This is a genomic window from Actinomadura viridis (assembly GCF_015751755.1).
Taxonomy (GTDB): Bacteria; Actinomycetota; Actinomycetes; order Streptosporangiales; family Streptosporangiaceae; genus Spirillospora; species Spirillospora viridis.
The window spans coordinates 4,793,360-4,808,371 of the sequence record NZ_JADOUA010000001.1 but is presented as its reverse complement, the minus strand read 5'-3'; the positions used below and the strand labels follow the sequence as shown (position 1 = coordinate 4,808,371).

General features: G+C 69.7%; 9 protein-coding genes and 2 rRNA genes. 9 read left to right on the top strand and 2 right to left on the bottom strand.

Annotated features, from left to right (window positions below; genetic code table 11):
- The first annotated feature begins 300 nt into the window (after window positions 1–300).
- The 5 genes from IW256_RS22240 (at window position 301) to IW256_RS22220 (ending at window position 8,690) form a co-directional block, all read left to right on the top strand.
- Window positions 301–3,411, top strand: a 23S ribosomal RNA gene (locus IW256_RS22240).
- 134 nt (window positions 3,412–3,545) lie between these two features.
- Window positions 3,546–3,662, top strand: a 5S ribosomal RNA gene (rrf, locus tag IW256_RS22235).
- A gap of 190 nt (window positions 3,663–3,852) precedes the next feature.
- A complete protein-coding gene (gene murA / locus IW256_RS22230) occupies window positions 3,853–5,160 on the top strand; it encodes a UDP-N-acetylglucosamine 1-carboxyvinyltransferase (RefSeq protein ID WP_197012816.1) in 1,308 nt (435 codons plus the stop codon).
- Between the two features lie 189 nt (window positions 5,161–5,349).
- Window positions 5,350–6,966, top strand: a complete 1,617-nt coding sequence (locus IW256_RS22225) for a long-chain-fatty-acid--CoA ligase (protein WP_197012815.1) — start codon at window positions 5,350–5,352, stop codon at window positions 6,964–6,966.
- Between the two features lie 200 nt (window positions 6,967–7,166).
- Window positions 7,167–8,690, top strand: coding sequence for an FAD-dependent monooxygenase (locus IW256_RS22220; protein ID WP_197012814.1), 1,524 nt, complete (start codon window positions 7,167–7,169; stop codon window positions 8,688–8,690).
- Window positions 8,691–8,896: 206 nt separating this feature from the next.
- Here IW256_RS22220 and IW256_RS22215 read toward each other — a convergent pair whose 3' ends face one another.
- On the bottom strand, window positions 8,897–9,307 hold the full coding sequence (locus IW256_RS22215; RefSeq protein ID WP_197012813.1) for a DUF2795 domain-containing protein: 411 nt from the start codon (window positions 9,305–9,307) through the stop codon (window positions 8,897–8,899).
- A 167-nt stretch (window positions 9,308–9,474) separates the two neighbouring features.
- Between IW256_RS22215 and IW256_RS22210 the strand changes: the two genes are divergently transcribed.
- Window positions 9,475–10,371: an endonuclease/exonuclease/phosphatase family protein gene (locus IW256_RS22210; protein WP_197012812.1), complete on the top strand. Its 897-nt coding sequence runs from the start codon at window positions 9,475–9,477 to the stop codon at window positions 10,369–10,371.
- Window positions 10,372–10,779: 408 nt separating this feature from the next.
- Window positions 10,780–12,225, top strand: a complete 1,446-nt coding sequence (locus IW256_RS22205; RefSeq protein ID WP_307828999.1) for a pyridoxal phosphate-dependent decarboxylase family protein — start codon at window positions 10,780–10,782, stop codon at window positions 12,223–12,225.
- A 22-nt stretch (window positions 12,226–12,247) separates the two neighbouring features.
- On the opposite strand, the gene IW256_RS22200 is transcribed toward IW256_RS22205, so the two are convergent.
- Window positions 12,248–13,639, bottom strand: a complete 1,392-nt coding sequence (locus IW256_RS22200; protein ID WP_197012811.1) for a cytochrome P450 family protein — start codon at window positions 13,637–13,639, stop codon at window positions 12,248–12,250.
- A 127-nt stretch (window positions 13,640–13,766) separates the two neighbouring features.
- On the opposite strand from IW256_RS22200, the gene IW256_RS22195 reads away from it, so the two are divergent.
- The gene (locus IW256_RS22195) at window positions 13,767–13,955 is read left to right on the top strand and encodes a DUF5302 domain-containing protein (protein WP_197012810.1); all 189 of its coding nucleotides are present in this window, start codon (window positions 13,767–13,769) and stop codon (window positions 13,953–13,955) included.
- Between the two features lie 296 nt (window positions 13,956–14,251).
- On the top strand, window positions 14,252–15,004 hold the full coding sequence (locus IW256_RS22190; protein WP_231403884.1) for a M23 family metallopeptidase: 753 nt from the start codon (window positions 14,252–14,254) through the stop codon (window positions 15,002–15,004).
- Window positions 15,005–15,012: the final 8 nt, after the last annotated feature.

Genomic DNA, 15,012 nt, shown 5'->3' with positions numbered 1-15,012 from the left:
CCCTTCGGGGAGTGGGAAGTCTGGGTTCGGGTCATGGTGGTGGTGGACACGCTGTTGGGTCCTGAGGGAACGGACCCTTCAGCCCCTGATCATGCAGCCCCTTTCGGGTTGTGTGGGATGGGGCTGGGTTGTTTCTTCTGGATTGCGGGGCTGGATTCCTGTTCCTTGGTTGGTTCGTGGGTCCGGTGGTCCCGGTTGTTTTTTGAGAACTGCACAGTGGACGCGAGCATCTCTGACGAGACTTCGGATCTTCGGGTTCGGGGTTTTGTCTCTGTTGCGATTTGTATGATCGTTTTGTGTGTTCAAGTTTTTAAGGGCACACGGTGGATGCCTTGGCATCAGGAGCCGATGAAGGACGTGGGAGCCTGCGATATGCCTCGGGGAGTCGGCAACCAGACTTTGATCCGGGGATTTCCGAATGGGGAAACCTGGCACCCGTCATGGGGTGTCGCCGCCGTCTGAATGTATAGGGCGGTTGGTGGGAACGCGGGGAAGTGAAACATCTCAGTACCCGCAGGAAGAGAAAACAATAGTGATTCCGTGAGTAGTGGTGAGCGAAAGCGGAGGAGCCTAAACCGTGCGCGTGTGATACCTGGTAGGGGTTGCGTGTGCGGGGTTGTGGGAGCATCTTGTCGGGTCTACCAGCCTGGCGGAGAGTTACAAAGTATCGCGGTAGTCGAATGGCATGGGAAGGCCGACCGTAGACGGTGAGAGTCCGGTAGACGAAATCGTGGTGCCTCTTGGATGTTTTCCCGAGTAGCACGGGGCCCGTGAAATCCCGTGTGAATCTGCCACGACCACGTGGTAAGGCTGAATACTTCCTGGTGACCGATAGCGGATCAGTACCGTGAGGGAATGGTGAAAAGTGCCCCGGTGAGGGGTCGTGAAAGAGTACCTGAAACCGTGTGCCTACAAGCCGTCAGAGCGTCCTCCGGGGACTTGTTTCCTGGTTCGTGATGGCGTGCCTTTTGAAGAATGAGCCTGCGAGTTATGGTGTGTGGCGAGGTTAACCGGTGGCGGGTAGCCGTAGCGAAAGCGAGTCTGAAATAGGGCGTTTGAGTCGCATGCTGTAGACCCGAAGCGGGGTGATCTAGCCATGGGCAGGGTGAAGCGCCGGTAAGACGGTGTGGAGGCCCGAACCCACCAGGGTTGAAAACCTGGGGGATGACCTGTGGTTAGGGGTGAAAGGCCAATCAAACTCCGTGATAGCTGGTTCTCCCCGAAATGCATTTAGGTGCAGCGTTGCGTGTTTCTTGCCGGAGGTAGAGCTACTGGATGGCCGATGGGCCCGACAAGGTTACTGACGTCAGCCAAACTCCGAATGCCGGTAAGTGAGAGCGTGGCAGTGAGACTGCGGGGGATAAGCTTCGTAGTCGAGAGGGAAACAGCCCAGATCATCGGTTAAGGCCCCTAAGCGTGTGCTAAGTGGTAAAGGATGTGGAGTTGCCGTGACAACCAGGAGGTTGGCTTAGAAGCAGCCATCCTTGAAAGAGTGCGTAATAGCTCACTGGTCAAGTGATTCCGCGCCGACAATGTAGCGGGGCTCAAGCACACCGCCGAAGCCGTGGCATTTCAGTCTTTGTGCTGGGATGGGTAGGGGAGCGTCCTGCAGCCGGTGAAGCCGCCGAGTGATCGAGTGGTGGAGGCTGTGGGAGTGAGAATGCAGGCATGAGTAGCGAATGAAGAGTGAGAAACTCTTCCGCCGGATGACCAAGGGTTCCTGGGGCAGGCTAATCCGCCCAGGGTAAGTCGGGACCTAAGGCGAGGCCGACAGGCGTAGTCGATGGACAACGGGTTGATATTCCCGTACCCGCTGGTATGCGCCAACGCTGAATCCTCTGATGCTAACCATCCGATCCGTCCTTGATCCCTTCGGGGGTCTTGGTCTGGGGAGCATGGGGCCCGAGGGGGTAGTAGGTGAGCGATGGGGTGACGCAGGAGGGTAGCTCAGCCCAGGCGATGGTTGTCCTGGGGTAAGCATGTAGCCCGTGTCATAGGTAAATCCGTGGCACTTGTAAGGGTGAGATGTGATGCCGAGCCGTTTTAGGTGAAGTGAGTGATCCCATGCTGCCGAGAAAAGCCTCTAGTGAGTGTACCGGCGGCCCGTACCCTAAACCGACTCAGGTGGTCAGGTAGAGAATACCAAGGCGATCGGGTGAACTGTGGTTAAGGAACTCGGCAAATTGCCCCCGTAACTTTGGGAGAAGGGGGACCATGTCTGGTGAACGCCCTTGCGGTGGGAGCTGGGTGTGGTCGCAGAGGCCAGGGGGAAGCGACTGTTTACTAAAAACACAGGTCCGTGCGAAGTCGTAAGACGCTGTATACGGACTGACGCCTGCCCGGTGCCGGAACGTTAAGAGGACCGGTTAGATCCTTCGGGGTCGAAGCTGAGAATCTAAGCGCCGGTAAACGGCGGTGGTAACTATAACCATCCTAAGGTAGCGAAATTCCTTGTCGGGTAAGTTCCGACCTGCACGAATGGCGTAACGACTTCCCCGCTGTCTCAACCACAGGCCCGGTGAAATTGCAGTACGAGTAAAGATGCTCGTTTCGCGCAGCAGGACGGAAAGACCCCGGGACCTTCACTATAGCTTGGCATTGGCGTTTGGAGCGTCTTGTGTAGGATAGGTGGGAGACTGTGAAGCCGGCACGCCAGTGTCGGTGGAGTCGTTGGTGAAATACCACTCTGGTCGTTTTGAGCGTCTAACCCGCACCCGTGGATCCGGGTGGGGGACAGTGCCTGGTGGGTAGTTTAACTGGGGCGGTTGCCTCCTAAAGGGTAACGGAGGCGCCCAAAGGTTCCCTCAGCCTGGTTGGCAATCAGGTGGTGAGTGCAAGGGCACAAGGGAGCTTGACTGTGAGACAGACATGTCGAGCAGGTGCGAAAGCAGGGCCTAGTGATCCGGCACCGGCGTGTGGAAGCGGTGTCGCTCAACGGCTAAAAGGTACCCCGGGGATAACAGGCTGATCTTCCCCAAGAGTCCATATCGACGGGATGGTTTGGCACCTCGATGTCGGCTCGTCGCATCCTGGGGCTGGAGTAGGTCCCAAGGGTTGGGCTGTTCGCCCATTAAAGCGGCACGCGAGCTGGGTTTAGAACGTCGCGAGACAGTTCGGTCCCTATCCGCTGCGCGCGTAGGAGAATTGAGAGGGTCTGTCCCTAGTACGAGAGGACCGGGACGGACGGACCTCTGGTGTGCCAGTTGTCCCGCCAGGGGCACGGCTGGTTGGCTACGTTCGGTCGGGATAACCGCTGAAAGCATCTAAGCGGGAAGCCTTCCTCGAGATGAGTTCTCCCTCCCACCTTGGTGGGGTAAGGCTCCCAGTAGACGACTGGGTTGATAGGCCGGAGATGGAAGCATCGTAAGGTGTGGAGTTGACCGGTACTAATAGGCCGAGTGGCTTGACACACATTACAGCGTGAGTGTTCGCGTCCCTGTGCGGTTCCCGGAAAGCAAACGGGAATCCTGTTTTTGATAAGTGAATTGGCCTGACGGCCTGGACGAGTTTGCCGCCCCTGGTTTGTGGGGGGTGTGCGTGGTTCGTTCGGTGGTTATGGCGAAGGGGAAACACCCGGTCCCATCCCGAACCCGGTAGTTAAGCCCTTCAGCGCCGATGGTACTGCATGGGAGACTGTGTGGGAGAGTAGGACGCCGCCGGACTCATATTGGGGGAGGCCCCGCCATTCGTGGCGGGGCCTTCTTCGTTTTCCGGCCCCTTTTTCTTCGGTGCGTGTCGGGGCCGTCTCGGGGCCGTCTCGGGGTTACGGCTTGGATGGGTGACGGGTTTCCGAACTGCGGGACACGGACGGCTTGACTTGGTGGCCCCGGCGGGCCGCCGTAGGCTGCTCGGGTGACCGAACAGGTATGGGAGATCGAGCCGTCCGGACCGCTGCGCGGTGATGTCACCGTTCGCGGTGCCAAGAACGCCGTCAGCAAGCACATGGTGGCCGCCATGCTCGGCGACGCGCCGAGCACGATCCGCAACGCGCCCGACGTGGGCGAGGTGGGGATCACCGCCGCCATGCTCGAACACCTGGGGATGGAGGTCGAACGGTCCGGCGACCAGCTCCAGATCAGCCCTGGACCGGTGGCGGACCCGAACGTGCCCAAGGCGTTCACCGGCCTGAACCGCATCCCCATCCTCATGCTCGGGCCGCTGCTGCACCGGGCCGGCGAGGCGTTCGTCCCGCTGGTCGGCGGAGACCCCATCGGCCGCCGCCCCATCGACTTCCACGTCGACGCGCTGCGCGCCTTCGGTGCCGAGGTGGAGATCGCCGCCGACGGTATCCACGCCCGCGCCTCCAGGCTCCGCGGCACGCGTGTCGACCTTCCCTACCCCAGCGTCGGCGCCACCGAGACCGTGCTGCTGGCCGCCGTGCTCGCCGAGGGCAAGACGGTCATCCGCGGCGCGGCCACCGAGCCGGAGATCATCGAGCTGGCCCTCTTCCTGCAGCGGATGGGGGCGGGCATCTCCTTCAGCCCCGACCGCAGGATCGTCGTCGAGGGCGTCGAGCGCCTGGGCGGGGCCGAGACGACCCTCGCCGGCGACCGGATCGAGGCGTTCTCCTACCTGGTGGCCGGGCTGGTCACCCGCGGCGAGGTCCGCGTGCACGGCTGCCCCCAGGACCGCCTCGTCACGGCCATCACCACGCTGGCCAGGATGGGCGCCCAGTTCGAGATCACCGATGACTGGATCATGGCGTCGGCGCCCGAGGGGCTGCGGCCCGCCGCCGTGCAGACCGACACCCATCCCGGGTTCGCCACCGACTGGCAGACCCCGCTGATGGTCCTGTTCACCCAGGCGGACGGCATGTCGGTCCTGCACGAGACCGTCTACGAGAACCGCCTGGCGTACGTTCCGGCGCTGCAGAGCATGGGCGCGGAGATCGAGGTGTACGACACCTGTCTCGGTGGCCCCGCCTGCCGGTACCACGACACCAGCGCCCTGCACTCGGCCGTGGTACGCGGCGTCTCGAAGCTGCGCGGCGGTGACGTGACCATGCCGGACATCCGCGCCGGGTTCTCCGCCGTCCTGGCCGCCGCCGTGGCCGAGGGGCCGTCGACGTTGCGCGGCGTCCACCACATCGAGCGGGGTTACCACCATCCCGTCGAGCAGTTCCAGAACCTGGGCCTGACCCTCCGCAGCCGTAGCCGCTGAGGCGAGGCGGGCGGGCGCCACCTCCGGCGCCCGCCCGGCCGCGTCGACGAGGCGCGCCGGCACCACGAAGTCCCCGGGGCCCGGTCACGCTCGGCGCCCCTGCCCGGCATGGCGTTGCGGTCGCCGGTGCGCGGGGAAGGCTGAGAGCGCGGTATCCGCGCGCCGGTCACGAGGCATCGGAGGTTCGTCATGGACGTCGGCCCGGCCTTCACTCCCCTGACCCCGTTGTCCTTCCTCGAACGGTCGGCGGCGGTGTTCCCCGGAAAGGACGCGATCGTCTACGGGGACCGGCGGATCACCTATGCCGAGTTCGCCGCGCAGGTCACCCGGCTCGCGCACGCGCTGCGTTCGCTGGGCGTGGGGCGGGGAGACCGGGTCGCCTACCTGGTGCCGAACGTGCCCGAGATGCTGATGGCCCACTTCGCCGTGCCGCTCGCCGGGGCCGTCCTCGTCGCGATCAACACGCGGCTGGCGCCCGCGGAGATCCGCTACATCTGCGATCACTCGGGTGCCCGGGTGCTGGTCGTGGACGCCGGGCTGCACCCGGCCGTGGCGCCGGTGGCCGCCGACCTCGCCACCGTCCGGCACATCGTGACCGTGACCGACCCGGCGTCCGGTGACGCCCCCGACCCGCGGGTGGGCGGCATCTCCTACGAGGAACTGCTCGGCCGCGGCACGGGCGGCCCGCTGCCCTGGGAGGTGCCCGACGAGAACGCGGCCATCTCGATCAACTACACCTCCGGCACCACCGGCCGTCCCAAAGGCGTGATCTACACCCACCGGGGCGCGTACCTCAACGCGCTCGGTGAGATCGTCCACTCGCGGCACGACCCCGGCAGCGTCTACCTGTGGACGCTGCCGATGTTCCACTGCAACGGCTGGTGCACGGGCTGGGCGCTGGCCGCGATCGGCGGTACGCAGGTGTGCCTGCGCTCGGTCGAGGCCGGGCGGATCTGGGAGCTGATCGACGGCGAGGGCGTCACCCACCTCAACGGCGCCCCGACGGTACTGCGGACGATCGCCGACGCGCCCCAGGCGCATCCCCTGCCCCGGCCGCTGGTCGTCACGACGGCCGCGGCGCCGCCCAGCCCGGCGATCATCGGACGGATGGAGGAGCTGGGGGCGGTGCTCGTCCACGTGTACGGGCTGACCGAGACCTACGGGCCCTACTCGGTCTGCGAGCCGCAGCCCGGCTGGCCGGCCCTGGAGGCCGGGGCGCGGGCGCGGCTGCTGGCCCGGCAGGGCGTGGGCATGCTGCAGACCGACGGGCTGCGGGTGGTGGACGAGGCGATGCGGGACGTGCCCGCCGACGGGGAGACGCTGGGGGAGATCGTGATGCGCGGGAACAACGTCATGGCGGGCTACCACGAGGACTCCGAGGCCACCGCGCACGCCTTCCGCGGTGGCTGGTTCCATTCCGGCGACCTGGGCGTGCGGCATCCGGACGGTTACGTGGAGCTGCGCGACCGGGCCAAGGACATCATCGTCTCCGGTGGCGAGAACATCTCCACCGTCGAGGTGGAACGCGCGCTCGACTCCCATCCGGCGGTGCGGGAGGTCGCGGTCGTCGCCGTCCCGGACGCGCGGTGGGGGGAGCGGCCCAAGGCGTTCGTGGTGGTGCGCGAGGGCCGGGCGGTGGAGGCGGAGGAGCTGGCCGGGCACGTGCGGTCCCGGCTGGCCCGGTTCAAGGTGCCCGACGAGATCGAGTTCGTGGCCGAGCTGCCGAAGACCTCGACCGGGAAGATCCAGAAGTTCCAGCTCCGCCAGAGGGAGTGGGCGGGGTGGGAGCGGCGGATCCAGGGCTGACCCCAGGCCGCCCGGCGGAACGGGGCCCGTCGGAACGGGGCGCGGCGGCGTGAACGGGGCGCGGCGGCGTGAACGGGGCGCGGCGGCGTGAACGGGGCGCGGCGGCGCGAACGTCGCGGCGTGGACGTCGCGGGGCGAAACGGCCTCGGCCCGCGCGTCGCGGCAGGTGCGAAACGCGGTTCGGAGGGAAGGGGCCGACCATGGCAACGAGGCAGAGCGAGAAGGCGCCCGACGGCGAGGTGCTGATCATCGGAGCGGGCCCCACGGGGCTGCTGCTCGCCGGGGACCTCGCCGCCTCCGGCGTCGCCTGCACGATCCTGGAACGCCGTACCACGGAGCCGAACCTCACGAGGGCGTTCGCGGTGCACGCCCGCACCCTGGAACTGCTCGACGCCCGCGGTATCGCGAACGACCTGGTCCGCACCGGGCGGCCGGTGTCCGCGCTGAGGCTGTTCGGGTCCGTCGTGCTGGACCTGTCGTGCCTGCCGGGGCGGTTCCCGTACGTGCTGGTCACGCCCCAGTACGAGACCGAACGGGTGCTGCGGGAGCGGGCCCTGGCGGCCGGGGCGCGGATCGTCCCGGGCACCGAGCTGGTCGGGCTGAGCCAGGACGAGGGCGGTGTCGAGGCGCGGGTGAGGGAGGCCGGCGGTGCCGAGCGGACGCTGCGCGCCGCCTACCTCGTCGGCGCGGACGGCGTGCGCAGCACCGTCCGGGGCCTCCTGGACCTGCCGTTCCCCGGGCGGTCGGTGGTGCGGTCGGTGATGCTGGCCGACGTGCGGCTGCGCGAGCCGCCCCGCGACGCGGTCACGGTGGGGGCGGTCGGGGACGCCCTGGCGTTCGTGGCGCCGTTCGGGGACGGCTGGTACCGGGTGATCGCCTGGAACCGGCACCATCAGCCCGCCGCCACCGAGCCGGTCCACCTGGACGAGATCCGGCTGGTCACCCGCCGGGCCCTGGGCACCGACCTCGGCATGCACGACGCGCGCTGGACCTCCCGCTTCCACAGCGACGAGCGGCAGGTCCCGGCGTACCGCACCGGGCGGATATTCCTCGCGGGCGACGCCGCCCACGTGCACTCCCCGGCGGGCGGGCAGGGCATGAACGTCGGTCTGCAGGACTCCGCGAACCTCGGCTGGAAGCTCGCCGCGGAGCTGGCCGGATGGGCGCCGCCGGGCCTGCTGGACAGCTACCACGACGAGCGGCATCCGGTCGGCCGGGCGGTGCTGCGCCGCAGCGGCGCCCTGCTGCGGGCGGGCATGCTGGAGCCGCGCGCGCTGCGCCTCGCCCGGGGGCTGGTCGCGCGGGCCGCGGTGCGGGTGCCGCCGGTACGGCGGCGCGTGGCCGGGGCCGTCTCCGGTATCGACCTGGCGTATCCCGCGCCGCCCGGCGCGCACCGGCTGGCCGGGCGGCGCGCGCCCGACGTCCGGCTGGCGGGGCGGCCGGGGCGGCTGTACGAGGCGTTGCGCGACGGGCGGTTCGTGCTGGTGGTCGCGGCCAACGACCCGGCCGTGACCTACCTGGCGACCAAGCGGTGGCCCGACCGGGTGCGGTGCGCGCTCGCGGGCGGCGCCACCCGTACCACGGCGCTGGTCCGGCCCGACGGCTACATCGCCTGGGCCACCGACGAGACCGCCCCCGACGTCAGGGCCGCGGCCATCCGGGAGGCGCTCACCCGCTGGTGCGGGGCGCCCGCCGCGCTGCCGTCGCACGAGCCCCGAGGGTGACGGGGGACGCGAACGGGGCGGCCCGGATCGGGACCGCCCCTGCCTCCGCGCCCCGGCCCACGGCGTTCGCCTGGCGGCTCGCGCCTGACCGGGCCTGTGCGAGCGCGGCTTCGCTTCGCGACCTGCCCGGTGGCGCTCGCCTCCGGCATCGCCCGACCGGGCGGCCAACGCGCTCGCGCGATGGCCGGGCGACTTCGGGACGCAGCCTAGAAGCGGTGCTCTTCGCGGCCGTAACCGAGTTCCTCGGCCACGTCGGCGAGGTTCTCGTACGGCCGGTCGGGCAGGGTCTCCAGCGCGGCGATCGCCGTGTCCGGCGTGTCCGCCCCGGAGACGTGCTCGATCATCTCCCCGGGCGTGGCGGGGTACCGCACTCCGGTGAGGAAGCGGGCCAGCGCGCTGCGTTCCTCGACGTCCCCGGGAGTCATCCCGGGCGGCGAGCCCTCCCGCCGGGGGCCGGGCGCGGTGAGCGGATCCCAGACGGGCTCGTTGGTCTCGGGCTCGGGCGTCTTGAAGTCCTCGGCGTGCGTGGAGTGGCCGCCGCGGACCATGCCCTCGGTCTCGTGCTCCAGCTGCTCGTCCAGCCTGGGGCCGTGCTTGTCGTTCTGGTCCTGCTGCATCTGTTCCCCCTTCCGTCCCAGGTCGTTCCCGAGCGGCGGGGGATAAACGGGACCAAGATCCCTATCGTGTCGTTCACCCGATCCGGTCCGTTCGGCCGCGGGTCGCCCGGCCGCCATGTACGGCCGGGACCGTGGGGCGGTCATCGAAGACCTGAGAAGGGAACGACATGCCCCTCGCGGTTCGGGCCGGCGCGCGCCGCCGGCTCCCCCTCGCCCTCCTCGCCCTGGCGGTGCTGGTGACGAGCCTGATCGCCGCCCCGGCGGCCTCGGCGGGCGACACCCGGCTGCGGGTGATGACCTACAACGTGCGGCTGGCCGCCGACGCCCCGCCGAAGGACTGGCCGTCCCGGCTCCCCCTGATGAAGCGGGTCCTGCGCGACCAGCAGCCGGACCTGCTGGGCGTCCAGGAGGCGCTCTGGCAGCAGATGCGGGACCTGGACGGCGCGCTGCCCGGCCACGACTGGATCGGGATGGGCCGCCAGGGCGGCACCCGGGACGAGTTCTCGGCCGTCTTCTACCGCAAGGACCGGTTCGAGGTACTCGACTTCGACCACGTCTGGCTGTCCGGCACCCCGCAGGTCATCGGCTCAGCGACCTGGGGCAACCGGATCACCCGGATGGTCACCTGGGCCAAGTTCCGCGACCGCCGGGACGGCACGGTGCTCTACCACGTCAACACCCATTTCGACCACCAGTCGGAGAACGCCCGGGTGAAGAGCGCGGAGCTGATCCTGGAGCGGGTCCGCGGCTTCGAGGCCGGGGCGCCGGTGATCCTCACCGGCGACTTCAACGCCGCGGCCGGGAAGACCGAGCCGTACCGGATCCTCACCGGGGCGGACGCGTTCACCGACACCTGGGAGACGGCGCGGCGCCGGGGACCGGCCTACAACACCTTCGGCGGCTGGAAGGCCCCGGTGCCGGACGGCGACCGGATCGACTGGATCCTGTCGCGGGGCCCGGTGGAGACGCGGTGGGCCGAGATCGACGCCTACCAGAGGGACGGGCTGTACCCCTCCGACCACTACCCGGTGGTCGCCCACGTGACGATCGGGAAGAATACGTGAGCGCATAGCGGGAGTCGCCCGGACGTGCCCCGGGCGTGAGGAGCGGGATGGTCGCCGAGGGTCGGCGGCCCGCCGACCTCTGGCCGCTGTGGGAGGCCAAGTCCGCGAGCTTCGACACGATGCTCGGGCCTGCCGGTGGAGCTGCCGTACGCCGCCGGCGGCCCGGACACCGTCGCGTTCGCCGAGGCCGCGGCCCATTCCCGGCGTGCTCCCCTCCTGGACTACCTTGGGTGGGCCGGAACGCCCGACCCCGGGGACGTCGACAGGACGCCGGCGGCCCTAAGCCGCCGGTACACCGGCCTGTCAGGACACCGGGCCCCCTGAGCCCGCCCGGGGCCGCGCGTCGCCACCGGCGCTTGGGAGGGGCGCCCGCCGGTGGCGGGCGCCGGCGAGTCGAGGAGTGACGGTGTGAGCGGGCACATGACCCCCGAGGAGTTCCGGCGGTACGGCAAGCAGGTGATCGACTGGATCGCCGACTACCAGCAGGGCATCGAGTCGTACCCCGTCCAGGCGCGGGTACGGCCGGGCGAGGTGCTGGCGGGCCTGCCCGAGCACCCGCCCGAACGCGGCGAGGGGTTCGAGGGGATCCTGGCCGACCTCGACCGGGTGATCATGCCGGGGGTGACGCACTGGCAGCACCCCGGGTTCTTCGCCTACTTCCCGGCCAACGCCAGCGGCCCGGCCATCCTGGGCGACCTGCTGTCGGCGGGGCTGGGCGTCCAGGGGATGCTCTGGGCGACCGGCCCGGCCTGCACCGAGCTGGAGACCCGGGTCGCCGACTGGCTCGCCGAGCTGCTCGACCTGCCCGGACGCTTCCGCGGGAACGGCGTGATCCAGGACTCGGCGTCCAGCGCCTGCCTGGTGGCGATCCTGGCCGCGCTGCACCGGGCCGGGGGAGGCGAGGCCGCGCGGGAGGGCATCACCCGCCGCCACACCCTCTACATCAGCTCGCAGACGCACTCGTCCCTGGAGAAGGCGGCGCGGATCGCCGGGATCGGTTCCGCCGGCGTGCGGGTGGTCGACGTCGACCCGCGGACGCTCGCGATGGACCCCGCGCACCTGGACGCGCTGCTGTCCGAGGACCGGGCGGCGGGGATGCTGCCGGTGATGGTGTGCGCGACGGTCGGGACGACGTCCACGACCGCGGTGGACCCGGTCGCCGCCATCGGCGAGGTGTGCCGCCGGCACGGCGTCTGGCTGCACGTGGACGCCGCGTACGCGGGCGTGGCGGCGGTCTGCCCGGAGATGCGCTGGATCAACGACGGGCTGGACGGACACGCCGACTCCTACGCGACCGACCCGCACAAGTGGCTGCTCACCAACTTCGACTGCTCGCTGCTGTGGACGGCCGACCGCGCGCCGATGATCGGCGCGCTGTCGATCCTCCCCGAGTACCTGCGCAACCAGGCCACCTCCTCGGGGGAGGTCATCGACTACCGGGACTGGCAGATCCCGCTGGGACGGCGGTTCCGGGCGCTGAAGCTGTGGTCGGTGATCCGCTGGTACGGGGCGGAAGGGCTGCGCGAGCACATCCGTACCGGGGTGCGCCTCGCCCGGGACCTGGCGTCCTGGATCGGCGCGGACCCCGGCTTCGAGCTGCTGGACCACCATCCGTTCGGGCTGGTGTGCTTCCGCCCGCGGTGGGAGGGGCTGGACGACGGCGAGGCCGACGAGGCCACGCTGCGGCTGATGGAGCGCCTGAACGCCTCCGGGGACCTGTACCTGACCCACACCAAGGTGGGCGGGCGGGTCCTCCTGCGGATGGCGATCGGCGCGCCCGCCACGGGAGACCGGCACGTCCGGGCGGCCTGGGACCGTATCCGCGAGGAGACGGACAAGGGCCCCGCCTGGTAGGCGCCCTCAGCCCCTCAGCCTCTCAGCCCCTCCGCAGCACGCGCAGGACCCTGCGGGCGAAGGAGAGCCCCGCCGACCGGGCCGGCGCCCCGCCGTCCTCCCCGCCCTCGACCTGCTCGGGCGGCGGGCCGATCGGCTGCCGCACCGGCTCGCCGGCCAGCTCGTAGTGGACCGGGAGCGCGCTCAGCGCGTGCGACATCTGGGAGCCCTGCCAGTCGAGCGACTCCGACGGGACCGCCGGCCGCAGCGCGGAGAAGCGTTCGAACAGCCGGCTCACCGCGATCATGGTGACCGTGGTGGCCAGCTCGCGGCCGAGGCAGGCGTGCGCGCCGGCGCCCCAGGCGAGGTGGGCGCGCGTGCTGTAGATGGCGTCGGGCGACCCGCCCCCGGTGAACGCCGGGTCGGCGTGCGCGGCCATGGGGGAGACCACCACCGGGTCGCCGGCCGCGATCAGGAACCGTCCCATCCGCACGTCGGTCGTCGGGTAGCGGAAGGAGAGGTGGGCCATCGGCGGGTTGGCGATCAGCGCCCGGTTCACCACCTCCTGCACCATCCCGGCCGACAGGCTGTCGCGCACGGCCTCGTCCCCGTTGATCACCTCGGCCACGGTGCTGGCGATGAGGGTGCCGACGTAGTCGCCGACCAGTCCCACCACCGTGAACAGCTCACGGACCAGCTCGTCCACGGTCATGTCGGGCGTCGCGGCCAGCATGTGCGAGGGCAGGTCGTCGCGCGGGTCGGCCAGCCGGGCGGTGCACACCTGCGTCACCGCCTCGAACAGCCGCGCCGCCGCGCCGGCCGCCTCCGGGCCGGCCTCCAGCATCCGCCACAGGTCCTTGAGCATCTCCTCGCCCTGGGCGGCGTTCTCGAAGCCCAGCAGCCGGTTCACGATCATCAGGGGCAGCGGCCGGGCGTACTGCGCCACCAGGTCGGCCTGCCCGGTCCGGCCGCCCTCGGACAGCAGCGTGAGGAGGTCGTCGGCGTACTGGGTGACGGCCCGTTCCAGGTCCTTGGCCTGCGGCCGGCCGCGGTCCTGGAAGGGGCGCAGGCCGGCGGACCAGGCGCCGCGCAGCCGGGCCAGGTCGGCGCCGTCGCTGAACAGCGAGTTGCGCACCGAGTAGACGTGCAGCAGCGGCCAGTCGGCCGGGACCCGGCCCTCGTTCAGCGCCCGCCAGGACTCCGGGCGCTTGCTCCAGACGCTCCGCGAGTCGCGCAGGATCTCCAGTGCCTGGGAGTAGCCCATGACCAGCCAGGCCGGCACCCCGAACATGTCGATCGGCGCGACCGGGCCGTACTCGGCGCGCAGCGCCTCGTAGAACACCGACGGCGGGGTGCCGGTCTCCGCCGTGTGCAGCGGAGCGGGGCGGAGCGCCTCCAGGGGCGTGGGGTCGAACTCGGGCGTCGGTGTCTCCATCGTCCAGGACTGTAGAAGAGTTCACATGATCATGAACCGACATTGGGGCAATCTCACAGAGATCACCCGGCCGTCCACTCTCCCGGCGTGCGAGGCTAGGGGTATCCAAGGAGAGCGGGAGGTCCATATGGCCGACTCGGCTGGAGATCGAGAGGGCACCGAGGACGAGGTGAAGCGCAGGTTCCGGGAGGCTCTGGAACGCAAGCGCGGGGCGGCCCGGGAGAAGAACGCGGGCGGCGGCAAGGACTCCTCCAAGGTCCGCGGCACCCACGGGCGTGCCGACCACCAGCGCCAGTTCCGTCGCAAGAGCGGCTGACCCGGCCGTTCCGGACATCTGCCACGGCCCCCGCGTCCCCGGACGCGGGGGCCGTCGCATGCGGTCCGTCCCCCGGCGGCGGATCTCGGTGGCGGTTCTCGGTGGCGGTTCCACGGCGGCGGTTCCACGGCGGCGGTTCCACGGCGGGTGGTGACCTGGGGGTGGTGCAGCGCGGCTGAAACGCGAAGGGTTCTTTCGTAAAGATTCCGCATTGCCCCCGTCCACCTCTCCGATCACTTTGGTTGCGAGCCCCGAGTTCCGCGTGGTTCGCCCCCCGCCCGCCGAACGGAGAGAAGATGAAGCTCCCCCTGGTCCTCGCCGCCGCCGCGGCGCCCCTGCTGGCCGTGCTCCCGGCCGTCCCGGCGTCCGCCGCGCCGGCCTTCCAGATGCCCTTCCCCTGCGGGCAGGTCTGGTCCGGGCAGACCCGGACCGGCCACAGCCCCGCGAACGCGGTGGACTTCAACCGCTCCGGCGACGACGGGGACGCGGTGACCGCCGCGGCCTCCGGCACCGTGGCGCGGGTGGAGAACACCGGCAGCACCAGCTACGGCCTCTGGATCGAGATCGATCACGGCGGCACCTGGAAGACCCGGTACGCCCACCTGTCCGGGGAGATCGTCTCGGTCGGCCAGAGCGTGGCCGCCGGGCAGCAGATCGGGACGCTGGGCACCAGCGGCGGGTCCACCGGTCCGCACCTGCACTACGAGGCGCGCTACAACGGCGCCGCGGTCAAGATCAGTTTCAACGGCTCGCAGATCCTCTACTGGGGGACGGCGAACTACACCAGCCGCAACACCTGCACGGGCAAGGCGGCCACGGTCAACACGGCCGGGCCCTCACTCGCCGTCCGCTCGGGGCCGTACACGAGCAACGCCTCGATCGGCTCGGTGCCCGACGGCGGCACCGTCCGCATCACCTGCTACCGGCGCGGCACCTCGGTCACGGGCACCTACGGGACCAGTGACATCTGGAACAAGGTCGGCTCGGGCTTCGTGGCCGACGCCTACATCTACACCGGCTCGGACAACCCGATCGTCCCGGCCTGCTGAGGAGCCCC